General features: G+C 40.7%; 28 protein-coding genes and 1 tRNA gene. 17 read left to right on the plus strand and 12 right to left on the minus strand.

Features of this window, described 5'->3' with window-relative positions; genetic code table 11:
- The first annotated feature begins 3 nt into the window (after positions 1-3).
- The 4 genes from rseP to FA047_RS01495 all read left to right on the plus strand — a co-directional run bounded on the left by rseP (position 4) and on the right by FA047_RS01495 (position 2,369).
- Complete coding sequence (gene rseP, locus FA047_RS01480) at positions 4-1,332, plus strand: RIP metalloprotease RseP (RefSeq protein WP_136834219.1); 1,329 nt, start codon at positions 4-6, stop codon at positions 1,330-1,332.
- Between the two features lie 7 nt (positions 1,333-1,339).
- Positions 1,340-1,882, plus strand: coding sequence for a Fe-S protein assembly co-chaperone HscB (hscB, locus tag FA047_RS01485; protein ID WP_136834220.1), 543 nt, complete (start codon positions 1,340-1,342; stop codon positions 1,880-1,882).
- Positions 1,883-1,941: 59 nt separating this feature from the next.
- Complete coding sequence (locus FA047_RS01490) at positions 1,942-2,229, plus strand: DUF3817 domain-containing protein (protein ID WP_225872600.1); 288 nt, start codon at positions 1,942-1,944, stop codon at positions 2,227-2,229.
- Between the two features lie 60 nt (positions 2,230-2,289).
- Positions 2,290-2,369 (plus strand) — tRNA-Leu (locus FA047_RS01495).
- Between the two features lie 198 nt (positions 2,370-2,567).
- Here FA047_RS01495 and arsB read toward each other — a convergent pair.
- The 4 genes from arsB to FA047_RS01515 are packed head-to-tail and all read right to left on the minus strand — an operon-like array spanning position 2,568 to position 5,136.
- Positions 2,568-3,644: an ACR3 family arsenite efflux transporter gene (arsB, locus tag FA047_RS01500; protein WP_136834221.1), complete on the minus strand. Its 1,077-nt coding sequence runs from the start codon at positions 3,642-3,644 to the stop codon at positions 2,568-2,570.
- A gap of 2 nt (positions 3,645-3,646) precedes the next feature.
- A complete protein-coding gene (locus tag FA047_RS01505; protein ID WP_136834222.1) occupies positions 3,647-4,273 on the minus strand; it encodes an arsenate-mycothiol transferase ArsC in 627 nt (208 codons plus the stop codon).
- Between the two features lie 11 nt (positions 4,274-4,284).
- On the minus strand, positions 4,285-4,752 hold the full coding sequence (locus tag FA047_RS01510; RefSeq protein ID WP_136834223.1) for a DUF6428 family protein: 468 nt from the start codon (positions 4,750-4,752) through the stop codon (positions 4,285-4,287).
- A gap of 54 nt (positions 4,753-4,806) precedes the next feature.
- Complete coding sequence (locus FA047_RS01515) at positions 4,807-5,136, minus strand: ArsR/SmtB family transcription factor (RefSeq protein WP_136834224.1); 330 nt, start codon at positions 5,134-5,136, stop codon at positions 4,807-4,809.
- A gap of 227 nt (positions 5,137-5,363) precedes the next feature.
- On the opposite strand from FA047_RS01515, the gene FA047_RS01520 reads away from it, so the two are divergent.
- The gene (locus FA047_RS01520; RefSeq protein ID WP_136834225.1) at positions 5,364-5,987 is read left to right on the plus strand and encodes a class I SAM-dependent methyltransferase; all 624 of its coding nucleotides are present in this window, start codon (positions 5,364-5,366) and stop codon (positions 5,985-5,987) included.
- Between the two features lie 34 nt (positions 5,988-6,021).
- Here FA047_RS01520 and FA047_RS01525 read toward each other — a convergent pair whose 3' ends face one another.
- Both FA047_RS01525 and FA047_RS01530 read right to left on the minus strand, forming a co-directional pair.
- A complete protein-coding gene (locus tag FA047_RS01525) occupies positions 6,022-7,947 on the minus strand; it encodes a histidine kinase (protein WP_136834226.1) in 1,926 nt (641 codons plus the stop codon).
- Positions 7,944-8,696 (minus strand): LytR/AlgR family response regulator transcription factor, encoded by a 753-nt coding sequence (locus tag FA047_RS01530; RefSeq protein WP_225872601.1) that lies wholly within the window; start codon positions 8,694-8,696, stop codon positions 7,944-7,946. Before FA047_RS01530 ends, FA047_RS01525 begins: the two co-directional genes overlap by 4 nt.
- Before the next feature lie 324 nt (positions 8,697-9,020).
- Between FA047_RS01530 and FA047_RS01535 the strand changes: the two genes are divergently transcribed.
- From FA047_RS01535 to FA047_RS01555, 5 genes are all read left to right on the plus strand, one after another.
- On the plus strand, positions 9,021-9,374 hold the full coding sequence (locus FA047_RS01535; RefSeq protein WP_136834227.1) for a hypothetical protein: 354 nt from the start codon (positions 9,021-9,023) through the stop codon (positions 9,372-9,374).
- A 69-nt stretch (positions 9,375-9,443) separates the two neighbouring features.
- Positions 9,444-10,232, plus strand: a complete 789-nt coding sequence (locus FA047_RS01540; protein ID WP_136834228.1) for a GLPGLI family protein — start codon at positions 9,444-9,446, stop codon at positions 10,230-10,232.
- Positions 10,229-12,910, plus strand: coding sequence for a carboxypeptidase-like regulatory domain-containing protein (locus tag FA047_RS01545; RefSeq protein WP_136834229.1), 2,682 nt, complete (start codon positions 10,229-10,231; stop codon positions 12,908-12,910). Before FA047_RS01540 ends, FA047_RS01545 begins: the two co-directional genes overlap by 4 nt.
- Positions 12,911-13,019: 109 nt before the next feature.
- Positions 13,020-13,226: a hypothetical protein gene (locus FA047_RS01550; RefSeq protein ID WP_225872602.1), complete on the plus strand. Its 207-nt coding sequence runs from the start codon at positions 13,020-13,022 to the stop codon at positions 13,224-13,226.
- A gap of 118 nt (positions 13,227-13,344) precedes the next feature.
- Positions 13,345-14,994: a YceI family protein gene (locus FA047_RS01555; protein ID WP_136834230.1), complete on the plus strand. Its 1,650-nt coding sequence runs from the start codon at positions 13,345-13,347 to the stop codon at positions 14,992-14,994.
- Here the strand turns inward: FA047_RS01555 and FA047_RS01560 are convergent.
- The 5 genes from FA047_RS01560 to FA047_RS01585 form a co-directional block, all read right to left on the minus strand.
- Positions 14,984-15,877: a winged helix-turn-helix domain-containing protein gene (locus FA047_RS01560; protein WP_136834231.1), complete on the minus strand. Its 894-nt coding sequence runs from the start codon at positions 15,875-15,877 to the stop codon at positions 14,984-14,986. The two genes, FA047_RS01555 and FA047_RS01560, sit on opposite strands and share 11 nt — an antisense overlap.
- 523 nt (positions 15,878-16,400) lie before the next feature.
- Positions 16,401-16,766, minus strand: a complete 366-nt coding sequence (locus FA047_RS01565; protein WP_136834232.1) for a helix-turn-helix domain-containing protein — start codon at positions 16,764-16,766, stop codon at positions 16,401-16,403.
- 23 nt (positions 16,767-16,789) lie between these two features.
- Entirely contained in the window at positions 16,790-17,260 is a 471-nt protein-coding gene (locus tag FA047_RS01570; protein WP_136834233.1) for a GNAT family N-acetyltransferase, read from the minus strand.
- Between the two features lie 386 nt (positions 17,261-17,646).
- Positions 17,647-18,528 (minus strand): Rpn family recombination-promoting nuclease/putative transposase, encoded by an 882-nt coding sequence (locus FA047_RS01580; RefSeq protein ID WP_136834235.1) that lies wholly within the window; start codon positions 18,526-18,528, stop codon positions 17,647-17,649.
- Between the two features lie 232 nt (positions 18,529-18,760).
- The gene (locus FA047_RS01585; RefSeq protein WP_225872603.1) at positions 18,761-19,006 is read right to left on the minus strand and encodes a GIY-YIG nuclease family protein; all 246 of its coding nucleotides are present in this window, start codon (positions 19,004-19,006) and stop codon (positions 18,761-18,763) included.
- A gap of 128 nt (positions 19,007-19,134) precedes the next feature.
- Here FA047_RS01585 and FA047_RS01590 point away from each other — a divergent pair, with 128 nt between their 5' ends.
- The 5 genes from FA047_RS01590 to FA047_RS01610 all read left to right on the plus strand — a co-directional run bounded on the left by FA047_RS01590 (position 19,135) and on the right by FA047_RS01610 (position 22,623).
- A complete protein-coding gene (locus FA047_RS01590; RefSeq protein WP_136834236.1) occupies positions 19,135-19,392 on the plus strand; it encodes a DUF6266 family protein in 258 nt (85 codons plus the stop codon).
- Positions 19,393-19,576: 184 nt separating this feature from the next.
- Positions 19,577-19,879: a DUF6266 family protein gene (locus FA047_RS01595; RefSeq protein WP_136834237.1), complete on the plus strand. Its 303-nt coding sequence runs from the start codon at positions 19,577-19,579 to the stop codon at positions 19,877-19,879.
- Positions 19,872-21,506 carry a ribosomal protection-like ABC-F family protein gene (abc-f, locus tag FA047_RS01600; protein WP_136834238.1) on the plus strand — a complete coding sequence of 545 codons (1,635 nt, stop codon included), beginning with the start codon at positions 19,872-19,874 and terminating at the stop codon, positions 21,504-21,506. Before FA047_RS01595 ends, abc-f begins: the two co-directional genes overlap by 8 nt.
- A gap of 26 nt (positions 21,507-21,532) precedes the next feature.
- Complete coding sequence (locus FA047_RS01605) at positions 21,533-22,105, plus strand: Crp/Fnr family transcriptional regulator (protein WP_136834239.1); 573 nt, start codon at positions 21,533-21,535, stop codon at positions 22,103-22,105.
- Positions 22,106-22,182: 77 nt separating this feature from the next.
- Positions 22,183-22,623 (plus strand): carboxymuconolactone decarboxylase family protein, encoded by a 441-nt coding sequence (locus tag FA047_RS01610; protein ID WP_136834240.1) that lies wholly within the window; start codon positions 22,183-22,185, stop codon positions 22,621-22,623.
- Between the two features lie 71 nt (positions 22,624-22,694).
- Here FA047_RS01610 and FA047_RS01615 read toward each other — a convergent pair whose 3' ends face one another.
- Positions 22,695-24,542 (minus strand): Xaa-Pro dipeptidyl-peptidase, encoded by a 1,848-nt coding sequence (locus FA047_RS01615; RefSeq protein WP_136834241.1) that lies wholly within the window; start codon positions 24,540-24,542, stop codon positions 22,695-22,697.
- Positions 24,543-24,610: 68 nt separating this feature from the next.
- Here FA047_RS01615 and FA047_RS01620 point away from each other — a divergent pair, with 68 nt between their 5' ends.
- A complete protein-coding gene (locus FA047_RS01620) occupies positions 24,611-25,186 on the plus strand; it encodes a YdeI/OmpD-associated family protein (protein WP_136834242.1) in 576 nt (191 codons plus the stop codon).
- Between the two features lie 101 nt (positions 25,187-25,287).
- Positions 25,288-26,592, plus strand: coding sequence for a sensor histidine kinase (locus tag FA047_RS01625; RefSeq protein WP_136834243.1), 1,305 nt, complete (start codon positions 25,288-25,290; stop codon positions 26,590-26,592).
- Positions 26,593-26,628 lie beyond the last annotated feature (36 nt).

Genomic DNA, 26,628 nt, shown 5'->3' on the forward strand with positions numbered 1-26,628 from the left:
TATATGAGCGGACTGATTATGGCGGCCCAGTTACTTCTGGGATTATCGATACTAGTAATTTTGCATGAGTTAGGACACTTTTTGGCGGCACGAGCCTTTGGAATTAAAGTAGAGAAATTTTACTTGTTTTTTGATGCTTGGGGATTTAAGCTGTTTAGTTTTAAAAAAGGAGACTGTGAGTATGGTATCGGATGGCTGCCTTTAGGTGGTTATGTGAAAATAGCGGGTATGATTGACGAGTCGATGGATACTGAGCAAATGAACCAGCCCGCGCAACCCTGGGAATTCAGGTCTAAACCTGCATGGCAGCGTTTGATCGTGATGCTGGGTGGTGTGATTGTAAACATCGTTGTAGGTATTTTCATATTCTGGATGATGACTTTTAATTACGGAGAGACATTTATTCCGAATAATTCAGTGCTAGGTATTAATCCAGGAAAGATTGGAAAAGAAATCGGTCTGAAACTAGGGGATAAAGTTGTAGCTGTAAATGGTCAGGAAGTAGTTCGTTTTGAAGAACTGATCAGTTCTAAGGTGTTATTGGGTAATACAACCCTGACCGTTCTTAGAGATGGAAAAGAAATAGCTATCAATGTTCCTGATAACATACTGAATAAGGTTTCTGATTTAGGAATAGAAGAGTTTATCAGCAGAATGCCATTGAGGTCTTCTTTAATTGACAGTGTGCTTCCTAATAAAACTGCAGTGAAGGCGGGAATTAAGGTCGGTGACAGGATCACGGCCGTAAACGGAACACCTGTTAGTTTTGATGCGGATGCACAAGCCCTGATTGTTAAAAATAAAGGTAAGGTAGTGAATTTTGATGTGGAACGTGGTTCAGAAAAACTGGCGATCAATGTCCCTGTGGATACAGCCGGTACTGTCGGTCTTCGTTTCAATATTGCAGATATCAAAGAAGAAACCATTAACTACGGTCTTTTTGCTTCCCTTCCTATTGGTGTTAACCAGGCCTGGAAGGTGTTTAGTGATAATGGAAAAGGAATCTGGAAAGTCTTGACAGGTAAAATAAAGGCAAACAAAGCGTTTTCCGGACCTGTAGAGATTGCACGTAAGGTATACGGAGGAGAATGGATCTGGGCGAGGTTCTGGGCTTCTACAGGGTTTATTTCAATAGCTCTTGCATTCATGAACTTGTTGCCGATCCCAGCATTGGACGGAGGGCATGTGGTATTCCTGATCGTAGAGATGATCAAAGGAAAACCTCTTGGTGATAAATTTATGGAACGCGCACAGATTGTAGGTTTCGTATTGCTATTGTCGCTCATGGTCTTTGTACTCGGCAATGACATCTTTAAAGCCTTCATGCATTAGGTACGCTATGACAGATTATTTTGAGTTTTATGGTTTGCCGGTTAGCTTTAATCCTAATCCGGCGCTGATAAAACAAAAGTTTTATGCGCTTAGCAAGCAGTTTCATCCTGATTTTTACATTAATGAAAGCGGGGAGAAGCAGGCTGAAGTTCTTGAAATGAGCACGGTGAATAATAATGCTTATCAGGTGTTGTCTGATCCCCAGAAACGCCTTGCATATATTCTTGAGCTGAAAGGTCATTTGACAGAAGGGGAACATTATACACTTCCTCAAAGTTTTTTAATGGAGATGATGGAAGTCAATGAGGCGCTGATGGACCTGCAGTTTGAACCGGATACAGCAAAGCTTGAAGCTTTGAAATCAGAGGTTCATTCTATTGAGCAAGATATAACTGGTGAGATTGAATTGTTGACTAATGACTTTGATCAAAAAAGTGAAGATGTTCAGGGACAATTGTTGTTGACCATAAAAGATCTTTATTACAGGAGTAAATATCTGTTCAGAATAAAAGAAAGCATTGCAAAGGCTGGTTCTGCTAACACATTGTAAAAAAGTGAAATGCTTATGTTTCGGGATGTTTGTTTGAATATCTTTGAGCCAAAGATCATATGATGAATACACTATCAGTTTTTAGAAAAATTGCTGTCGCCGAGGGCCTGTCTTACGTTTTGCTTGTTTTTATCGCTATGCCATTGAAATATTGGGCTGATATGCCTTTGGCTGTAAAATATACAGGATGGGCACACGGACTCTTATTTATGCTTTATATCGTGTTTTTGATTATGGCATGGGTAGAGTACAAATGGAGTTTTAAAAGAACCGCCTTGTTTGGGGTTGCTTCCCTATTGCCTTTTGCTCCTTTTTGGGTAGATAAAAAACTTAAAGAAGATAATTAAAATAAATCTTGCGAATTAGTATTTCAATTAATACATTTGCAACCCGCTAACAAAGCAAATGCCCAGCTGGCGGAATTGGTAGACGCGCTGGTCTCAAACACCTGTGGGAAACCGTGCCGGTTCGACTCCGGCGCTGGGTACATTGACTAAAGCTTTAGAGAAATCTAAAGCTTTTTTTATAGATTATATTTGTTAACTAATGTAGATTATGCAAGGAGGCTTGGATTAGAATACATTGATTTGGACTATACTCAAACAGTTCCTTGTTCGTCAAGTAGTGCTAAATGATAAATAACACGAATAAGATTATAGCTGTGATTATGGAACCTCTATAATAATTAAACAGTTGGTGAGGTCCTATAATATTTCTTTCTAAACCAGAAGGCGAGGTTTACCAAAGCAATTAATGCAGGTACTTCAACCAGAGGCCCAATCACCCCGGCAAATGCTTGTCCTGAATTAATTCCAAATACACCAATGGCCACAGCAATAGCCAGTTCAAAGTTATTTCCTGTAGCGGTAAAGGCAATTGACGTACTTTTGGAATAATCAGCTCCAAAATATCGCCCTGCAAAAAAGCTAACTACAAACATGATAGAAAAGTAAATGACAAGCGGAATGGCGATCCTTACCACGTCCATAGGAATCTGAACGATTAGTTTACCTTTCAAACTAAACATCACACCAATAGTAAAAAGCAGTGCAATTAAGGTGATAGGGGAGATGGCTGGTATAAATCTATTTTGGAACCATTCTTCTCCTTTAAGCGCAATCAACGCATATCTGCTGACTATACCCATGGCGAAAGGAATTCCTAAATAAATGCCTACACTTTTAGCAATTTCAGAAATGGTGATATTCACATCCAAACCCTGAAGGCCAAAATACGGCGGAAGAACAGTAATGAAGATGTACGCAAATACGCTATACAGCAATACTTGGAAAATACTGTTTAGTGCAATTAATCCGGCAGCATACTCACGGTTTCCTTCGGCTAGTTCATTCCAGACAACAACCATAGCAATACATCTGGCCAAACCGATCAGGATCAGACCAACCATATATTCAGGATAGTCACTTAAAAAAGTAATGGCGAGGAAGAACATTAATACCGGGCCAATTACCCAGTTCAATACTAATGACACACTTAAAACCTTAGTATCTTTAAATACTTTACCCATTTGCTCATACTTAACCTTTGCTAATGGCGGGTACATCATTAAAATCAGCCCTATTGCTAATGGAATATTTGTTGTGCCACTGGAAAATGAATTGATGAAACCTGAAGAGGAAGGGATAAAAAAACCAATGCATACGCCTATAGCCATAGCCAGGAAAATCCATAAGGTTAGGTATCGGTCTAAAAAGCTTAATTTTTTACGTTTTACCGCAGGCGCACAAGTATTTGCAGACATGGTTATTTGATTTGTGAAAAAATGTAAAACATTTCAGTTGCAATCTGCAAACTTCTTTCATGATATTTTTCTGCTTGTTGCGGAGTATTGTCAAATGCTTTAGGATCATCAAATGTTATTGGAATACGCTTCTCCGCTCCTGAAATGAATGGACAGCCCCCGTCAGCCTGTGAACAGGTTAATATTGCAGCGAATGCACTTGAAGGGTTAAATTCATGATCATAGGTTTTTGAAAAGCCGATGACAGGATGTTCATTATCGCTATATTTTATGGCATATACAGGATTGCTACCTTCGGCAATGACATGAATTTTAAAGCCCGAATGTTTCAGGGTTTCGGCAACTACGGGAAACATTGCGGTAGCCTCTGTACCCCCTGAATAACAAAACACATTTTTAATACCATAATAAGCTGCCGCTGTCTGCGCCCAGACTTGCGAAAGGTGGCTTCTACGTGAATTGTGCGTACATATCAAGTTGAGCCGCACTTCTTTTTTAGCATTGTACTTATCTTGAATAAAGTCAATTAAAGGCTGTAAAATCGCCTCACGATCTGGCGTGATATTATCAAACCTAAAAGTGATAGCTACACTTTCAAGTTCCTGAAAAAGTTCTGTTTTATTGGTCATGTTTATCAATATTAACAGCAGCCGCCACCCGGGGTACAAGTTAAACCCGAAGCCAGATTTACCATTTCAATTTTTTGTTTTTCAGCTGGGACACCACATTTGTCCATCGCAAGACAGGCAGTTTTCTTAGACAGCAAAAGAAAATTTTCCCCGTCATAAGCTAAGTCATACTTACCAATGGTTTCTGCCTGGTACTCCACTTCAATCTCTAAATCTTCCATTCCCAGAACCTTTTCTGAAAGAGAAATAATATGTAGCAATTTTCCTGCTTTTAAACGGTGTTCATAATCATCAGCATCCCATAATTGGAAATTAGCCACTTTTTCATGACGCACTGTTCCGCCGCAGTCGATAAAGTCTTTTGTAATAATTCCGACTTCGGTTACATGGAAATGTTCAGGTACTGAATTGCCATTTTCTAGTTTAAAATTTACACCCTCAGCCGAAGCAAGGATTTCTTTAATTTCTGATAATTTCATAATTTATATCTATAGTGTTATTGCAATTTAACGATTGATGTGAGCAAAAAAAGGTTAGCAACAAGACGTTTCACCTTTGTATTCGGCAAGAAACGCACCCAATTGTTTCTCCAACAACTTCCAGGTTTTTGGATTGATACAGTAGCAAATACTAACTCCCTCTATCGTTCCTTGTATAATCTCAGCATTCTTCAACTCTTTTAAATGCTGCGAAATGGTAGCCTGGGCTAAACCAAGTTCCTCAACAAGATCACCGCAAATACAAGTATTCGAAATTAATATCCTTTGCAGGATAGCAATTCGTGCAGGATGAGCCATCGCTTTTAATAAGGTTGCCAACTGGTTTTGCTCGTCTGTAAATATTTCTGTCTTTGTAAGTCCCATAGCTTTATATCGCAATATTACGATGTTTCTATGAGGATGCAAAATAAATTTGCTTTTTTATTTGGTATTGTTATCTATTTTAGATATCAATAGCTTTCAAATCTTTTATTTTTATTTAGTTCATAAGATTACTGACGAATCATAATCAGTTTATTAATAGCTATGAAATATCCTGGTTTGGAAAGCTAAGCTATTTTCTTGCATGGTTGTTTTATATTTGCCCTGAGATGAAAAAACAGCACATTAAGGACACTTTCGGAAACATTGATATTTACTTATTCGACCAGTTGCTAAAAGGCACGTATGATGATTGTCATACGATTCTAGATGCCGGTTGCGGAACAGGCAGAAACTTGCTGTATCTTTTGCAAAGCGGCGCAAATGTTTTTGGCGTAGATCAAAACCCGGAAGCTATCGCTCAACTTAAAACCCTTGCAAGCTCATTTCCTCAGGTTGATCCGGAAGAGAACTTTAAAGTAGCTGCTGTAGAGCAGCTACCGTTCGAAAATGAAACCTTTGATCTGGTCATCAGCAGCGCTGTATTACATTTTGCAGAAAATCTCAATCATTTTGAAGCCATGCTCAATTCCATGTGGGACGTGCTCAAGTCCGGAGGGTATTTTTTCTGTCGTCTGGCCTCAGAAATAGGCATCGAATCCTTAGTGAGGTTTATTGGAAACGGGCGGTATATCCTTCCTGATGGATCAGAGCGCTTCCTGGTCAACCAGGAGATGCTGCTCAGACTCACTAAAAAAATTGGAGGCGAACTTCATGAACCTATTAAGACTACCAATGTCCAAAACCTGAGGAGCATGACCACCTGGTGTGTACGCAAAACGAAATCATCATGATTTTATTTTTCAGCGAAGCTGGAACGGCGTAAGATTATTCAAATACTACAATAATCTTCATGATAACAATGGTTCCGCCGCTATTTGAAGGTGTAGTTACCTGAACACTTGCTCTTTTGCCCAGTAACTGCATGCGTTCACGACTGATGATACCTGAAAGTGACTTGTGCCCAGGGGCATTGATCCCTTTTTCAGTTTTGCCACTGTCTTCGATGATCACTGTGAGCAAATCTTCTTCCAATCCAAAGTAAATATGAAGATTCCCTTTTCCGCTCTCCAGATCTATGCCATGAAGAATAGCATTTTCAACATGGGGTTGTATTAACATGGGTGGTATCAATATGGCATCCGTATCCTGCACATCCGAGTGTACTATCGTATAGCTAAATGCATCTTCACAACGCATTTGGTGCAGACTGATATAATTTTCCAGGGCCTCAATTTCATCATTTAACGGAACCAGATCTTCCCGGCTCATTTCCAGGCTGCTACGTAACAAACGACTGAAACGGTTGAGATATTTAATGGCGGCTTCCTTTTTATCCAGACGAACGAAACTTTGTACAGCCGCAAGAGTATTAAAGATAAAATGGGGTTCCATCTGTGTCCGTAGCAATTTTTGCTGCAATAATACCTTTTCTTTTTCCGCTCTGAAGCGACGCTGACGAAAGCTATAATATAAAAACAACAGCATCATTCCCAGCAATATGATACCGAGTACTAAAACAGCAAGCCATAATCGATTTTGTTGCAATTGCAGCCGATTGAGTCTGATGTTTTCATTTAAAGTACGGATGGATCGATCTTTTGCCTGCAATTGATAAAGTGAACTCATCTCTGCGGCAACTTGTGTATTTTCCATTTCATAAATGTCCTTCTGTATCGTCGCTACATGTTTCAATGCAGATATTGCCTGATCTTTTTTGCCCTGCAATTGGTACAAAGTTGCTAAGGCCTCGTGGTAAATGATGGCGTTACTGGCGAACATGATCTTTGGGTGCTTTTCCTGTAGCCTAGTCGCCTGTTGAATATATGGCTTAGCCAAAGCCTGTCGGTTATGCTCAAGATGAAACGTTGCTACATTGCAATAGTCAATAAATAGGTTGTTGATAAGAACGACCGATTTATCAGTCGCATAGCGTTGTTCGTCGCTTTCCATTTTTAACAACTGATAATGGAGCAGGGAGTCTTTCTGATCGATGGTGCTAAAGTAGTGCATCTTGGAATCGTACAGGTAACTTATATTGTACTTGTCGGGATCCTGGTCATGTAAAGCTTCTAATTTAAGGAGATAGGGCAGAAAACTTGCTGCCGGTTCCTCCCGCATTTTCAATGTCTGGATCAATTGTACCAACACGCGCTGTTTGTGTACATCTCCCACCGGCAACGAATCACAGAGGGGTAATGCTGCACGGTTCATTTTCTCGGCGAGGTCATATTGAAAAGTTTTCAGGTTGCTTTGTGCAGCGGACAGCAACATCGCCGATTTTGCTTGAAAGGATAAATCAATGGTGGAATCGGACAGGACTATTGCTGCAGCTTTGTTGTAATAGTAGCCCGCTTCTTTCTGCCTTGACTCCATACTGCAGACATTGCCCATACCGTTGTAAATCATTGCCTTTGTTTTTAGGTTGCCGCTGGTAGGTTCAATCAGTTCGAGCGCTTGTCCAATTAAAATACGGGCAGAATCTCGTCCCTGCATTCCATACAATCGAGCCAGTTGATATTTTACCTCCACAGCAAGTACGGTATCTTTTAGAACAGCTGGTTTTTTAGCCATCTGTTGCCATACCGTAACTAGCGAGTCACTGTTACTGGGCCCTGGCGTGATCTTTATTAATGTATCGACCTGCGATGAAATGGGTGTTTCGTGCTGAAAAATTGGAGTGCTATGGTTATTGCATGAGAAAAGCAAGAAGCATATCGGCACCCAAAGCATCAATCGTATTGTTCGTTTCATTTTTTTGATGATAGTAACGTTAATATCGCATTTCTTCGGCGCATAGAAATCGGAATTTCTTCTTTGTTTTTGAGTACGATATATTCTGAGCGGTTAATTCCTGTCACATGCTGTCTATTGACCAGATAAGATTGATGTGTCCGCAAAAAATGGGGTGCAGGCAGTAGGTCTTCATAATATTTGAGTGGTTTGGAAATGAGTTCCTCTGTGCCGTCACTGAAAAAGAAAAATGTGTATGGCCCATCGCCTTTACAATAAACAATATCATGTACGGGTACAATCCGCATATTGTTGAGGGTATTCAGCACGATGCTTTCCGGTAGTTCGCCTAGGGTCATGGAGTCCTGAGTCAGTGACAATTGCTGCATCCATTGTGGGTTGCTTTGGCGACGTCGACGAAAGCGTTCAAGTGCTTCTTTTAGCTCCGTCTGGTCCACAGGTTTCAAAAGATAATCCAATGCCCCGTATTTGATCGCCTTAATGGCAAAATGATTGTATGCTGTAATAAAGATAATATTGGGCGGGATAGGATCAAGCTTTTTCAGTAAATCGAAGGCTGTTCCATCACGAAGCTGTATGTCCAATAAGACCACATCGGGCTGCGTTTCTGCAATCAGCTTTTGAGCTGTACGTACACTGTCTGCCCAGCCCAAAAGTTCGGCATCTTTTTCCAATCCGATGAGAAAGCTGATCTCTTTACGGACGACCGGCTCGTCTTCGATAATAGCAACTTTGATAATAATGGCCATATTTTGTTTGTCATAAAGATAATATAATACCAGGTCTGTTGCTCTAGATCATTTACGATTCGTTTGTAGTTTTTACAAATCGCATAAAAATCCACGAGTGCGCCATTTTTTAAGTTTGTCCATCTGCTGTCCTCGCCAGCAGACATGAATTCCGAGCCCGGATAGTCCAAATAAATCCAGCTGTCACGATCGTGTGCGGATTGTAAACCAGCAATAGCGAATCATAAAGGGTTTTATCATTTAAGTACAATGGGCATTATTTTTAATCATCAATTAATGCCTAGGATTATCCTATGCAATGGTTTAACAATAAAAAAATAAGAAATGAAAAGATTATTTATGAGTTTGGTAGCTGTGGCTGTTATGTCATCTGCTGCCTTTGCGGCTTCAGGTAAAAAAGCGTCTGCAGAAAAATCAGTTCGTACGACAAACGCACACAAATCAACGGTCGGAAAGAGCTATGCTAAGGTAACGGAAGAAGTTAAAGAAACCAAGGTTGGTAATGCAGTGCTTCAAAGTTGTCGTTATACGCTTAAAGTATACAATGCACAAGGAGAGTATCAGTTTTCACATGTTATTAATGGTGTAGTTAGTGATGACCTTGGAGGTTATTCTAGTTGCAGCGATTTTTTTGCGAGAATGAGAAAGGCTTTTAGTGCAGTTTACGATATCCAATAACAGGGTGCTGTTTCCTATGTTTGTTGATGACACATGTAGGAAACAGCCCTTTTATAGCTTTTTAAACTTATGAAATACTACTTATCGTTTTGTTTATTATTCTGTTTAACCTACTGTGCACAGGCGCAAAAATTGCATGTGGAGTACGAGTATATTCCCTCTGCAATGGCGACTTTTCGTGAACAGGTGTATTACATTGATGCTATGAAGACGGCTGTCCGCGATTCTATACCAGTTGCTCCCACTGCTGGCGATGCTGACAATGCAAGTGATGAAATATCTGCTGATTTCTCCATGATGCTGAATACAGGTACAAATTACAGACGTATTGTGATTCAGAAAAGTGGGGAACGTGACTTGGGGGAAACACGTTCACTCCAGGGAAAGAATTATTTGGTGATGGATAAATTTCCTGTCATCGAATGGAATACCAACTATACGGAAACGGACACCTTGGGTAAATATATATGTCATAAGGCGACGGCAGATTATCGAGGTACGAAATTGATCGCTTATTACACAAATGAAATTCCGGTGCCGGCTGGACCTTACAAATTTGGTGGACTCCCGGGACTTATCGTGATGCTGTACAATGAAGGTGCTAACCCCCACTACTGGTTGCTCAAAAAAGTGTCTTATCCCTACAATGGAGATATTCCGGTAGATGAAAAATATATCTATTCGCTGCCCAAATTATTATTGGAAGATTATGTCAAGAAAGATGAGGTGCTGATAGAAGAACAGATGCGCATCATGGAAAGCAAAATGCCTGTAATGGAGGGGGTCACGGTGGAAAGGAATAAAGTACGCGGTACTGTTGAGCAGGTTTATGAATGGGAATCAGGTAAACGGAAATGATTACTCATTCCGGTCTGTATCGATATACATTGATGATCTGTTTGTGCTCGGTCGTTTATTGTGCACAGGCACAGTTGGCTATTCATGGACAAGTAACTACTGCCGGGTTACCCTTAGGAGGGGTTCGGGTAGATGCCCGTTTAGATGGGGCCTCGGCCTTTATGGCCTATACTTTCACAGATGGGAATGGCGGATACCGGTTGGCTCTAGGCCAAACAGGCAGAATTGTTGTCAGCTTCAGGGCACTCAGCTATGAGCCGGTAACAAAAATAATTGAACTGAGACAGACCGATACCTTGCTCAACCTAGCGCTCGTACCTGGTGGTGTGGAGCGACTGCAGGAAATAATCATAAACGCAAAGCGTCCTTATGGACGTGGAAGGGATACCATAGAACTGGATGTAAAATCATTTCTGCAGGGTGACGAACGCACGGTGGAGGATCTGCTGAGGAAGATTCCCGGATTGAATGTCGGTACCGATGGCAGCATCAAAATCGGTGAAAAGGAAGTTGAGAAGGTCATGATAGAAGGGGATGATTTTTTTGAAAAGGGATATCGGTTACTCACCCAAAATATGTCGGTCCAACCACTGGATAAGGTGCAGGTGTTACAACGTTATTCCAACAACAAGCACTTGAAAGGAATCGAAAATTCAGACAAAGTCGCCTTGAACCTGCAACTCAAAGAAGACAGCAAAAATCAATGGCTGGGTTCGGTATCTGCTTCTGGAACGCCGGTCGAACCATTTTTTTACCAGGCGAGCATCAATGTGATGAATTTTGGAAAACGAAACAAGTATTATCTGCTGGGCACAGCCAATAATCACGGTTTAGATGCCCTGAGCAGTATAAACTATCTGCTCTACTCGGGACAAACTGACGAACCCGGGCAAATCGGTGTAGGTATCACAACTCCGACTCTTATTGATAACACGCCCGACCTACCGGGGTTTGATTATAGAAGGACTAATTTTAACCAAGATAAGCTACTGTCATTCAATACGATATTGAATCCTTCTAAACGTCTCAAGATCAAGTGGCTAGGCTTTGCAAATCCCACAAAAAAATCGTTCTACAGAAATACAGTACAGGAATATGATATTGAGGATATACAGTTTACCTATACTGAAGGATATGAGCTTAATAGGAAAATAAACAATTACTATTCCAGATGGGAGATGCATTATGATGTCAGCAATCGCTCTACTTTGATTTATACCGGAAGTTTGGGATCGCTCGGTAAATACGATAGTGGGGCTCTGGTGTTTAATGGGGAGCGTACAACGGAACTGACCAAAATGAAAGGCTACCTGACCAACCAACTCCTCACGCATACGTATAAGCTGTCGGACAACGAGGCTATTGTGAGTTCTGCCCGTTGGATCATGCAAAAATCACCATTGCATTATCAGATCGATCAGTATTACTACGATGATCTGTTTCAGGTGGGGGATGTTTCTAATGTTTACCAGCATGCCAAAAATGATCTTCAGTACGCAGGCATCACATCGCATTATGTAAAGAAAAAGAAAGGCGGTGATTTTATGGAAGTGGCCGTTGCCAATGAATATAAAAGTCAAACGCTTGTGACAGACTTTATATTGCAGCGGGAAGATGGCAGCCAAATCCGTCCTTCTGGATTTTCAAATCAGGTCAACTTCAGGACCAATAATACGCATGTCATGACCAAGTATACCATCAAAAGAAGGATGTGGCAATTGACTCCGCAGTTGCGCGCGGGATTTATGCAGCGCGATTTAAGTAATGATGGCGTTTCCAGGAATCAAAATAATTGGTTGATTTCTTCGAGCTTGTTTACAAAATGGTTAATACACCATAAAGGGAAGTTGGAGGGCGAACTTTCTTTCCAACAAATGAGTTCTGAGCTCATGGATGTCGTGCCAAATTATTTCAATACGGGTATCCAGAATTTTGTAAAGGGGCTCGACGATATGGCCACATTAAACAACTCTGCGGCGGTAATTACCTATACCTATGGCAATATGCTGGATAAATTTTTCGCCAATTTCTCCCTTGGTCATAAAACGATGTTCGACTATATCAGTAACCAACGTAGCCTGAATCCTAATTTCAATCTAACGGAGCAGATACTCCTGAAAGATAAAAAAACTATGTTTTATAAAGCACAGTTCAACTATTATGTAAAGTTGCTGAATGGGAATTTCAGGGTGGATATGGGGGCAGATTTTTCGGAGTATGAAACCAGTATTGTCGGCGTGGGCAAGCGCAGAATAGAGTCCGGTTCCTACGACTATGGTCTATCGTTTAGAAGTGTGTGGAAATCCAGACTGAACATACATTCGGGATCGCATATACAGATTAGATCTTTCAACAGTGAGCATATGGATCGACTGAAAAATACATACAGTTTTCTGCATATTTTTTTCAATGTCGCCGAGGATATTCAGGCTAATATGAAAAATGAGGCCTATCGTTTTGGTGATTTTCTCTCTGAATCGCCCAAAACATATTTCTTTTCGGATGTTTCTCTTTCTTATGATGTCAAGAAAATCAAGACCAAATTTAATATATCGGCCAAAAACCTATTCAACAACCGTCAATTCAGTAATGCCATCATCACTGATACGTACCGTGCTATAACGGAATACCGATTGTTGCCCCGCTATGCAGCATTAGGACTTGACTATCGTTTCTGAGATCTTGATTCTAAAAATCATCAACGAAATCATCGTGATTTATTTTGCAGCTCATTGTTTCCTTGGTTAACTTTGTTTTTCAATAGATGAGTATGAGAGGAGTCGCTAGATGAATTCTGAGTTTACGATCATGTATGAAAAGGCAGAGCTGGAAGAGGCGTTGCGGGCTATAAAGTCAACGCTGGGTAAGTGTGAGAAAGTCGTTCTCAAGCTAAAAGAAAATTCTGCTCAGTATACCTTAATGATCCGGAGGATTGATGCGTTCCGTATTTCGGCTGAACTGATACAAAGGGAGCTGGACAGATCCACGGATTAGGTTGCAAAACTTTATTTACAAAATTTACATTTTTATTTACAATCCAAATTCGTTGCGCCGAAAGATATCAAAGTAGATTCGCTGAATCAATTTTGACAGGATCAGTAAATAAAAAGTTATGAAATACATACACGTATATGCTTTGTTCTTAATGTCTGTTTTTCTCACATCCTGTGGACAAGACAAAACAGGCCTGCCACAAGATAACATCAAGTCCGAAATTAACGACATAGGGCCTAACATCATGGTTCGTAATATAAAAAATGGAAGAAATGGTACCATTTTGATCGCTGGTCCGAACAACTCATCATTTGGTGATGTTTTTCGATACGATGCCCGTCTGCCGGAAGTGCAGGGAAAATCTTTTACCAACCTCACCGGCAAAATAGGTCCGCACCGGTTCTGGGATGTCCTGGAAGATCGACGAGGAAATACTTGGTTCACTTCTACTGATTCAGGAGTTTATTATTACAACGGGAAATCCATTCAACATTTCACTACCACGGAGGGACTTGCCGATAATCGGGTGATGTTTGTTTATGAAGATAAAGCCGGCATTATTTGGTTCGGCACTGGAAATGGCCTGAGCAGTTACGATGGGAAATCTTTTCGAAGTTTTAAAAACCCGAATCCCTCGCGTGATTATAGCGGAAGAAACTGGAACAATGATATTACGAAAATCCTCGAAGATAAAACCGGCAAATTGTGGGTTGGTACAAGGGGCGCCGCATTTGTTTATGACGGAAAAACATTTACCACGCTAACCCATAAAGGCGAACCCTTTATCGACGTTTGGGCTATAATGGAAGATAGAAAAGGCAATATTTGGCTCAGCGGTTTCAATGGCTTTAAAGTAAGCCAGACCGGTGGCCTCTGGCGCTATAACGCTAGCACCTTTACTAAGGTATCGGAGAGAGGTGCTTATACGATAATCGAGGATGAGAAAGGAAACATCTGGACTACTGGTCCGGTAAATCCTGCTAATTCTACCGTTCAGGCACTTTCTCGTTATGATGCAAAGTCTCTGTATAGTAATAAGCCCACGGTAACCGAAATCAAGTCTGGAAATGCTTTTTATGGGCTTTTGGAAGCTAACGATGGAAGTATTTGGTTTGGCGATGCGACCGGCGTGTATCGTTATGATGGAAAGACCATCACGGATTTTTATAATAAAGCCGGTCAGAAAAAATATATCATAGATACGAAGCAAAGTGCTGTAGTATGGAAAGGTTCTACGCTACTTGGTGGATGGGAAGGTTCTAAGTTTCTTGGTGATGGTTCCCAAACAGGGGACGTCGATATATTAAAAGGAGAATTGTTGATCGACAACCGTCATCTGGTGGGCGGTACAGTTGAAGTCGACATGAATACAATTGGAAATTTTGTTGATCAACGTTCACTCAATCAATTACCTGCATTTTTTGATGTCAAAAAATTCCCTGTTTCTACATTCGCAATTACGAAGGTTGAAACAGGGAATACAAAAGTTCCAAGTGATGGAAGCATAAGAGTTAATTATGGAAATATAAAAGTTACCGGGAACCTGACGCTTGAAGGCATCACGAAGGCAGTTACTTTTCCAGCCAGAATGCAATTTAAGCACGGAATGGACGGAACTGTCGAGATGAATGGCACGCTGATCATTGATCGAACAGATTGGAGTATCGATTATGCATCAGAAAAGCACTTTGATAAGTCTGGTGATGGAACTATTTCGGACGACGTTAAACTCTTTATGAAAATCGTGGCAAAAAAAATCAAACGCTAATTTCAAGCTTATATCCTTTGCCGCGTATCACAACAATGTTGATGTTCGGATCCAGTTCCAATTTTTTTCTAAGTTTTGATATGAACATATCCAGACTGCGCCCGACGATAACACCTTCATCTTCCCAGATTTCTTTTTGTAGCCGGCTTCTCTCTATGGTCTCGTTGGGAGACAACGCGAAAATGAGCAGTACGCGGGTTTCCGTTCCGGTCAGGTCTATTGTCTGTCGATTTATGATGAGCTTACGGTTCTTCGCATCAAATAACACCGAACCCAAAGTAATCGTACTCGTATTCTGACCATCCTCAGGTAAAGCTTTTCGGGGCTTAACCGATCTCAAAAATATGAAACCAACAAATGCTAAAAAAGGGAGGCCACCGAGAATATAACCTTTCGTTGTTGCATTTATACCTGTCGGTTTGAATTTAATGTTGATCCTGTAACCTGCTTTGGGCTGCTCTCTTCCGATGCATGCTACAATATCATCTTTTTTATTTTTGGATATCGCGTAACCATAGGCTACGCTGGAGTTGCTACTGTTCAGAACATTAACGACATAATCACTTGCGAACGGGTCTTTGGCCAACAAGCGCCGGGTAGTATTAACCAGGAAGTCCGGTTGAAAAGTAAGCTCATTCTCAAACCTGATCTGGTATTCATTTTCTGCGATCTTTTTTACCGGGAGCACTCTTGAAGTACTGTCGCCCGATTGCAGGAGTAGTTCATGTCCGATCCTGCGGAGCAAAACTTCCCTTCTGGCGATTTCAAAGTTGTCACCATCTATGATATTGAAAGCAGCGCAGATGATAAAAACAAACAAGAGCAATATCATTCCGCCCAGGTACTTGCGTTTCCCGGAGAGGAGATTTCGGCTATCTAGCATAATGTCAAGATTTTATTTACAAAGTTTACATTTTTTTATTAACAATCCTGATGTTTCAGACGGAAAGATGATGGAGAAATCGGGCTTCTTTTGGTGTGTATTCGATTTTGCAGCGCTCCAACTGGGCTGTTTCTGCGGTGCCGCTCCGGTGTTGCTTCGATCCTGACCGAAATAACACCGGAGATTGAGTGCAAATGCACTTCAATTCATACAACCGCATAGCAAATGCAGGGTGTGTTGAAGCACACACGAAAAAGATGCTGTTTGCCAAGGTACGTTCATCCTGACCTGGAGCGCAGCGGAAAGGTACAAGGATGATTCGGCAGATTGCTTCTTAGCAATTAGAATTGGAGATAGGGAAGGCTATGAATGGTTGAGAGCGAATGTTAACCTGTATTGCAAAGGCAAAATAAAAACCATTGAACTTGACGATTGCCCAACATTGCGGACAAAATAAAGCCTGTGACTGTTATTTAGCTTTTGTGGCATTGATGCTTTATTTGAGAGGTTGTTAAAAGGCGAATCAAGCATGAGCTAACAAGAACTCCGCATCAACGTTTAATTTTGAATGAACAGCTTTTAGAAATTGTACATTTGCTTTTTGTTTACCATTCATAATTAATGATAGTTTGGCATTACTTATATGCAATATGTCAGCAAGGTCTTTTTGTTTCAATCTCAATTCATACATACGCATTTCTATCATTCCTATAAGTGTTGATGGAGGCGTTATTTTATGTTTTTCCTGTTCATAAGCCTGAGCCAGCAGCGCAAGCTGGCGAATTTCTGCCAGTTCTTCTTTGGAAACACTATCGCTTCCTTTAGCCATCAAGCTATCAATCTTGGCCATTACCGTATTGTAGTCGGCTTCTTTTTTGATTTCCTTCATCAGTTCTATAAAATAAATTAATATTAATCCATCACCACATCGTTTTTGATAATGCCGGATTTGATAATGACTTCGAGGTGGAAACCAGATTTTTCCAGTACCCGCATAGATGCCTTGTTGCTTTCAAAGACAGACGCATAGACACGGATCAGTTTCAATTCATCAAACGCATAACGGACCAGCAGCCTGACCGCTTGTGTTCCGTATCCGTTTCCCCAATAACTTTCGCCTATCCAATAGCCTATCTCGGCGTTCATACGGTGAATATCTGTTTGTGGGATTATGCTGCCAATGCCGATAAAAGTTTCATTTTCGAAGATTCCGAATACATGCCCTACCAGTTTTTGCCGGGCCAGGTCTAGAAAATGTCTGGCGTTTTCAATGGTGTAGGGGTGCGGGAATATATCCCTCATGTTTCTGGCAATTGCAGAATTGTTGGCCTGTAAAGCCAGATCCTGCGGGTTGACCGATTCAACGGATTTTAATCTTATCATTCAGTTCTTAAGCTTTGATAAAGATAAAGTCAAAAAAATGTATTGTCAACCTTAATGGTTCTGTAATCAGCATATCTGCTAATGGCTTAAAGTGCAATCGTAAAGAATTATTGAAATTGTTAAGGTCAAGATTTTATAGATTGAAGTAATAGCAATGGTCTTCAAACGGGATGCTAGATAAAGCTGATGATACTTCCGGTGACCGCCATCACCAGAGCGATGATCAGTGCAGGTGTAAATCCCTTGATGTAAAAATCAGAGAATAACTTATCCGCTATTTTTATCATTATTGCGGTAACTATCAGGTGGATGACAAAAGATAGCTAATTGTTGGAGATTATATTGAAATAAATAAGCCCTTTAGTATTTCCAAAGGGCTTATTTTGTTATAGGCTTTCTATTTCTTCAATGGAGAGATTGGTGTACTTCGAGATTGTTTCGACAGGTAGGTTGTCGGCTTTCATTTGTTTCGCTATTTCAATCGCTTTATTATGCTCGCCTTGTTCCAGACCTTGCTCCAGACCTTGTTGCAATCCCTGTTCCGCTGCCTGCTTCTTAGCCCAATCTAAACCGCCATTCCAATCAGATTTGGCTTTCAAATCTGATTCATACAATTCTCGCTCTTCTTTAGTCAGCTTGCTCACTTCTGCAATTTTAAATATCTTCTGAAATACTCTTTTATCCAGAAAGGCTGGGATTTTATCCAGACGGCTCATGTTCTTTAAAAGATAAAACCACTTGTCCAGATCTGATTCCAGTTGATCTCCCTGTTTATCAAAGTTAGGCAATTCCAAAAACTTATAACCCATGCCTTTGTAAAAAACTTTGCCGGTATCTTTATTCATCAGCGCAATGTTGTGCATGTAATTGCTGTTGATGTTGTTGAACTGGAACTCCATAATAGCGATCAGGTATACTTCTTTTAGGGGGGAATTCCAGTTGGAAGTTCCTCTTGGCAACTGAGCGCTGATCAGTCTGGACATGTAAAATACGCACCTGTCCCTAAAGAACTCCTGTCCTGTTCGCTGCATCTCGATAATGAATTTTTCGCCATCTTTTCCTGTGCAGGTGAGGTCAAAAAATACCTTTTTCTCTTTACTGCTTTCTCCGCCATGCTCAGTAGGGCTGTAAGTGAGATCGACGATGTATTTCTCTCCCTGAAACAGATCGTTTAAAAATTCAATGAGAATGTCTTTGTCGGGCTCACGGCCAAATAGATGTTTGAACCCAAAATCCGTAAGCGGATCAATAAAACGTGCTTTTGTCATAAATAATAAGAATTAGTGTAAGCAAATCTCTTTCAGATTATTTATAAAAACCACATTTCCAAAACAAATTTATTTTGTTTAAAATATTGATATTCAGTTTTATATATTGGATTTTCGAGCAGGATTTTGGGTAGGAAAATATGATTGCTCGTAATGATTTGTCATCCAGAGCGAATGCGAAGGATCTAATCTTCTTCGTTTAAGAATTTCCAGTCTTTGTTCTCTGCAGATATCAACGCATCTTTTTAGCGCGGGACCAACCTTTTATTTCTTTTTCACGGTCAATTGCCTGATCAATATATTGATGATGTTCAAAATACACCAAATAATAGCATTTATAACGGCTTGTAAACGAGGTTTGTTTACTACCCTTTTTGTGTTCTTCCAGTCTTGCAGAGAGATCATTAGTAACACTTGTATATAATACGCTTCTTTTGATATTAGTTAAGATGTAGACGAAGTAGTTGTGGTCACGCATAGCTGGGTATGTTTAGTGAATTAGATTCTTCGCTGCGCTCTGAATGACAAAAAACAGTTCTGGAACCTTCATTTTGAACTATTTCCATTTTGGAAACAGTTGAATCGTCTAACTCACCACTCTTGTATATGTTTCCAATATGTTTGCTGATCGCGGGGATTTGGGTTCCAAAAACAGTTGCTATTTGCTTCTGCGTAGGCCAAATGGTTTCTTTTTCAAGTTTTGTCGCGCTGATGGATGCTGCGGTTCGGTCGGCAGAGGCGTATGAGTTGCAGCTTCCGCTGGATTGGGTTGGTGATGTTGTGCATAGCTGGATTGTGGTCGTAAGTGCTGATGGGAAGTTGGTGAGTGATACTACTTATGTAGGGCAGCTGACAGTCGTTTAGTTCTGAAAAAGACATGGTACACTCCTCCAGGACTGCAATAAATCTCGCTACTATCGTAGCTCGAATGAGTGCGATGTCCTGTCGGAGGTACCTGTCTTTTTCTGTTGGCGAACTAAGCTACTTGTCGAGAGAAGTCCCACATAATGGAGTGTATACTTGAGGCTGTAAATTAAAAACAAAAATTATGGGAATTATAGAAGGTGGTAATATAAGGGGCCGGCGTAAGCCAGCTACACAGATGATGCTGATGGCTTACTGTCCCGGGGAAGAAAACGAGGATCTTGCTTATTATAAAACAGCGGGGGCGAAGCGCAGTACCGGACATGATGAGCTTGAATTACCGGGTAATATGTCGGGTAAGTCAATGGAGCTATATATATCGGTGATCTCGGAAGACAGGAAGGAAGTAGCGGATAGTAAGTATTTGGGTTTGTATCAATTTCCACTATCTTTGCCGCTCAATTTAATATCCCCTTTTTGTGATTAATGTAAATAATATCTCCGTTTCATTTGGTGGAACTACTTTGTTCAGTGACGTAACCTTTTCGATTAACGAGAACGATAAAATAGCCCTGATGGGTAAAAATGGTGCAGGCAAGTCCACCATCTTAAAAATAATTGCTGGTGCAGCTAAACCTACTTCAGGGAATGTAACCGGACCGAAAGATGCTGTAATTGCTTATTTACCGCAACATTTACTGACACAAGATAATGTAACGGTATTTGAAGAAACTTCGAAAGCTTTTCAAGAGATGAATCAAATGCAAAAGGAACTTGATGAGCTGAATGAGCAATTAACTATTCGGACCGACTACGATACTGATGATTACATGAAGTTAATTGAGCGCGTGTCTGAGTTAAGTGAACAATTTTATTCTGTAGAGGAGGTCAATTACGATGCTGAGGTGGAAAAAGTACTGAAAGGTTTAGGTTTTGAACGTAAAGACTTTACCCGGCAAACTTCTGAGTTTTCAGGCGGATGGCGCATGCGGATTGAGCTGGCCAAGATCTTATTAAAGAAACCTAATCTGATTTTGCTGGATGAGCCCACTAACCACATGGATATTGAAAGTATTCAATGGTTGGAAGATTTTTTAATGAACTCAGCCAAAGCGGTAATGGTGATCTCGCATGACCGGGCCTTTGTAGACAACATCACCAATCGTACCATCGAGGTGACCATGGGCAGGATATACGATTACAAAGCCAAATATAGCCACTACTTGCAGTTACGGGCCGACCGTCGCGTACACCAATTAAAAGCTCACGAAGAGCAACAACGTTTTATTGCCGACAACCAGGAATTTATAGATCGATTCAAAGGCACTTACTCCAAAACCCATCAAGTGCAATCGCGCGTAAAAATGCTTGAAAAGTTGGAGGTCATAGAGATCGATGAAGTCGATACTTCGGCATTGCGTTTGAAGTTTCCACCTGCACCCCGTTCTGGAAAATATCCTGTGATGGTGGAAGATCTTACTAAAAAATATGGAGATCATGTAGTGTTCGAAAAAGCTGCAATGGTCATTGAACAAGGCGAGAAAGTAGCTTTTGTAGGTAAAAATGGAGAAGGTAAGTCGACCATGATAAAAGCTATTATGGGTGAGATTGACTATGAAGGAAGTCTAAAAGTTGGCCATAATGCAAAGATTGGATACTTCGCACAAAACCAGGCAGCCTTGCTCGACGGCAATTTAACGGTGTTCGAAACCATAGATCAAGTACCATTAAGCGATGGAAGCATAAAAATAAAAGACCTTTTAGGAGCCTTTATGTTTAGCGGCGACGATATCAACAAAAAAGTAAAGGTGCTTTCTGGTGGTGAGAAAACTCGTTTAGCAATGATTAAGTTGTTATTAGAACCAGTAAATTTATTAATCCTGGATGAGCCTACGAACCATTTGGACATGAAGACCAAAGACATCATCAAAGAGGCCCTGCAGGATTTTGATGGTACCCTGATTTTGGTGTCGCACGACAGGGATTTCTTAGACGGAATGGCCCAAAAAGTATTCGAATTTGGTAATAAACGTGTTCGCGAACACTTTGAAGATATTAAGGGTTTCCTGGCTTACAAGAAAATGAGTAGCTTGAAAGAAATTGAGCAAAACTAAGTAAAGAAGATTGGGTTTTTAATGTCATGTATCAAAATTTTGTAAGCCATCTTAAAAAATACATTTCATTAACTGATGATGAAGTGGTACTGCTTTTATCGAGTGTAAAACCGTTAGACATTAAGAAGAAGGATTTTCTAATCAAAGAGGGTCAGATCTGTAAGGCCAACTATTTTGTTGAACAAGGCTTACTCAGAATGTTTTTCATCAATAACAAAGGGATTGAGCAAACCACACAATTTGCTTTAGAAAACTGGTGGATAGCTGATTACATGAGCTTAATCACACAGAATAACTCTCATTTTTATATCCAGGCGGTGGAGACTTCAACAATTATAGCTGTTGAACATCATAAACAAGACGAATTGCTCAAACAAATCCCACAGCTTGAACGCTATTTTATGTTGATGATGCAACGTGCCTACGCTGCAGCGCAGATGCGGGTTAAGTACTTTCATGTGTATTCTAAAGAAGAAAATTATCGGCAGTTTGTAAGCTTATTTCCCGATTTTGTTCAGCGCATCCCTCAATATATGCTGGCTTCTTATCTGGGGCTCACCCCGGAATATGTGAGTGAATTGCGAAAAAAACAACTGTAGTTCATTTCTTAAACCAGTTTAAGTTTTTAAAAGAAGCATCGATTTATCTTTGATCTATCATTTTAAACATCAAAGAAATGGAAAAAAGAATAAATATTGCAGAAATAGAACCAGCAGCTTATAAAGCTCTACTCGGTGTGGAAAACTATCTGGCTACCACTTCCATTAGCCATACATTGAAGGAATTGATCAAGATTAGGGCATCCCAAATAAACGGATGTGCTTTTTGTATCAATATGCATACTGCAGATGCCCGAAAACAAGGTGAAACAGAACAAAGAATTTATTTGTTGAATGCCTGGAGGGAAGTTGATGGACTTTACACAGCAGAAGAAAGAGCTGTTTTGGCTTTAACAGAGGAAATGACTTTAATTGCAAATGGGGGTGTGTCAGAGAAAACCTATCAGACCGCAAAATCCTTTTTTGATGACAACCAATTGGCACATATCATGGTAGCCATTATTGCCATCAACGGCTGGAATAGAATGAGTGTTGCTACGCAAACACAGCCTGCCTGATAGCCAAATAAGTTTTTATGCAGCAGAAATAAAAGGGGTGCCCGAACATACCTTCTCGGACACCCTTTAAATTATTTAGTCGCTTTTTCGAATGCATTTAGTCCGCCAACAACAGGCAATGTAAGCGTAGTGCCATTCAAATCGATGGTTATTTCTGTACCTGCTTTAGGCCAAAGCGTAAATTCCTTATCGCTTGAAAAGATCATTAAGCCAATTTGTTTCCCTGCCGGGATGATCTGATCATCAGGCTGAAGGCTGAACTTTAGGTCATAAAATTTCCCTGGTACCAATGGTGCGCTTTTAGTGAGCGATTTGTTGTTCTGAGGATCTGCCCAGCCTCTTGTAATTACATTGTCCATTAACCTAACCGTTTGACCCTGACTCCAGGGAAGGGCAACCAGCCAGACTGAAAAATTAGCAGCAGGCTTACTGCTCGCTAACTTAACTGTAACCTGAGTAAGGCCCGACAGGTGGACAGCCTCTTTCAACACCGGAGTTACATATAATAAGCGGTGATCTGACTTTTCCGCTTTAGCAAGGTCGCTGCCTGAAAATGTTACATCATCAATCAGCTTTTCTGACGGTTGCTTAACTGGTTTGGTAGTAGAGAGTTTGCCAGAGGTTATTCCCCCTGCTCCAGGATAAAGTTTTACATCAGCAGCGGCCGGGTTGGGATAGTCTGCATACGAGGTTGGATTATTGGCCGGCTCATTTTCTCTTACAATCCATGCTTTCGGATCTTTTTCTACCCCGTTCTCTATTCCAAATAAATAACGTGTAAACCACCTGTTCATCATTTTCATTGGAGGTGGGCCACCATGTCCGCCCTGGTGGTAATAGATCTGCACAGGTAAGCCTTTTGCTTCTGCAGCTTTGTAAATGCGGTAACTATGTTCCGGCATCACGTTCCAGTCGTTAAAACCATGCGACATCAGCAATGCTGCTTTCATTGGTTTCATTGCATTCAGATAATCTCTTCCTGCCCAAAAATCATTGTAATCGCCTGTAACACGATCCATTCCTTTTGCCATTTCACCATCTCTGAAGGTCTTGTCGCCGTAGGCTCTTTTATCTTCAGCTCCACTGTGGATGAAATCGTATAATACGTCAACATCTTCACCTAAATATCCGCCTGGGCTTCTAACCAATCCGTTTGAGCGGTAGTAATGGTAGTAAGAAGTATTGGGTGCGACAGGTATAATTGCTTTTAACCCTTCAACACCAGTAGTTGCGGCCGCGAGCGGAAGCGTACCGTTATAGGAAGTGCCTGTCATGCCTACATTTCCTGTGCTCCAGTATGCTTTAACTTTCTCATTTCCGTCAGGAGCGGTATATCCGTTGTCTTTTCCTGAAAGCCATTCGATGACAGCTTTGGGGGCCAGGGATTCATTAATTCCCCCAACCGTTGGTGATCCTTGAGAAAGCCCTGTTCCCGGGGATTCTGAATGGACAATGATGAAACCCCTCTTTACCCATTCTCTGATTAGCGAATTTGAAATGATAGGTCTGGCACCTGTCCGTATTACGGTAGGGTGTAAATGTGCAATAGGCGGTTTTTCGCCGACTTCATGTTTTACATCCCAAAAGGTTCCAGGGGCATTGCCTGCTGTTCCGGAATAGTATGGACTGGTTTCGTAAATGACAGGCAGCTTTAGGCCTTCTGTTTCAGTTTGGAAGGGGCGGGTGATGCTTACATGCATGCGGTCAGGCTTTCCATCGCCATCAGTATCAAATGTGGTTTCTACCCATAGGTCGTGGCGGATCCATTTATCGGGGGTGTCAAATGAGGTGACAATCTGGGCTTCACCATCTTTGAAAACCGGTGCTGCTTTTTCCTGGGCAAAAGCTTGAGGGAGTGTTGTAAATAAAGAAAGTGATAAGAAAAGATACTTGCTTTTCTTCAGGTGGAGGTTGATCATACTTTTATTTTTGATAAGTACGGCTAATATAAAGAATCCAGTCCTGTAAATTTATATATTTAGCTATCATGCAAAAGGAAACAGAAACTTTTTGTCCTGCAAACAGGCAGGAATGGCGACAATGGCTGGAGGAAAACCATCGCTTAAAGCAATCGGTATGGCTTGTTCAATATAAGCAAAAATCATCCAGACCAAGTCTTTCCTGGAGCGACTCTGTAGATGAAGCGCTTTGTTTTGGTTGGATCGACAGTACCAGAAGAACGATAGATGAAGATAGTTTCGTACAGGTATTTACTAAGCGAAAGCCCAATAGCAATTGGTCGAAGATCAATAAAGCAAAAATCACGAGGCTAATGGAAGAAGGACTGATGACTAAGGCTGGGCTTGAAAGTGTTGAGGTAGCTAAACAAAATGGGTCGTGGACAATTTTAGATGAGGTTGAAGAACTCAATATCCCGGAAGATCTGGAAAAAGCTTTCCTGGATAAACCAGGTTCGAAAGAATTCTTTTTAAGCTTGAGCAAGTCGGTCAAAAAGATTATTTTACAATGGGTGGTACTTGCCAAAAGACAGGAAACCAGAGAAAAAAGAATTGCCGAGACCGTAACCTGCGCGGCAAAGAAACAGAGGCCCAACAATTTCTAGTCTTCTGGTTTGTTAAGGTAAATTTTACTTCCTAGGTTTTTGAAAGTATAGTGTTAAATTTGATAGCTTATTGTTGTCTTATTGCGTAGCAACCTTTATTCATGCCGAAATTCAAGCTTAGGAGCACCAGTGATCAATCATTAAATGAAAAAAATACCTTTTGGTCTGAGCTGATAGGCAGTCCGGAGGTGTTTTCCTTAGAAAGCAGGATATTCCATTCCATCAGTATATGTTTGATCATCCTTATGGGTGTATACATTCCTTATAATTTGTATGCAGGTCTTTATATCGGTTCCTTGTCTGCCCTTATATTTGGTTCGTTCTTTTTTTACCAGTATTACTATTCCAGATTTTATGGACGTCCTCACAGCAATACGCTCTTTGGATTAATAGGGATCCTGATTTTAGGAATCAATTATTTCACCAATTCGGGGATTCACGGCTCTACCGATTTAATATGGCCGGCTTACCTATTACTTGTGTTCGCGATTTCCCCGTACAATCAGCATATCCGATGGTTGATTGTGTATCTATTGTGCTTTTTAATACTGCACGTTGTTGAGTTTTATTATCCTTCTTTGGTAAAACACCCCTTCAGCTTAGGTCAGGGTCAATTTATAGACAGGATTACGGCATTTCCGATTCCTGTGGTTGCAATTTATATCATCATTAAATTCATCAGGAGGAGTTATGATAAAGAAAGAAAGGCAACTGAAGAAAAGACACTGGCTATACAGACATTAATGTCTGTCATATCACACGATATCAGAACACCGTTGACAAATATTCAGGGATACCTGGAGTTATTGAGTGAAAATGATATCAATGTCACAGAGCGGCCTGCACTGGAAAAAGCATTGCTTAAATCTACAAACAATACAGTGGAAATGCTTTCCAATCTGTTGCACTGGTCAAAATCACAAATGGAGGGGCCTAACGTACATCTGGTAGAAGTAAATTTACTTAAAGCACTGACCAGTACCCTGGAAATGGAGAAAATGCATGCATTAGAAAAGGATATATCCTTACATTATGGAATCGCTGAAGAACTGAAAGTCATTGCTGATGTAGATATGCTTCAATTGGTGATACGCAACCTGATCAGTAACGCCATAAAATTTACACCTCAGGGAGGGTCAATAGCTGTCAAAGCCCAGCTGATGTCGGGCGAATGCAAAATAACAGTTACTGATAATGGGAAGGGCATTCCGAAAGATAAGCAGAATGAAATCTTTTCCATTAAGTCATCGTCTACTTTTGGTACGAATAACGAAAAGGGAGTTGGTTTAGGTCTGGTTTTATGCAAGGAGTTCATCGAGCGACAGGGGGGAAGAATAGGTTTTGAAAGCGATTTTGGAACTGGTTCCAGCTTTTTCATTTTTCTGCCAGTGCAGCCCGGCACATAACCGCTGGTAAATCGTAAGAAAATCCATCTTTTCAGT

The sequence above is a fragment of the Pedobacter frigoris genome (genome assembly GCF_005116445.1).
In the GTDB taxonomy this organism is placed as follows: Bacteria; Bacteroidota; Bacteroidia; order Sphingobacteriales; family Sphingobacteriaceae; genus Pedobacter; species Pedobacter frigoris.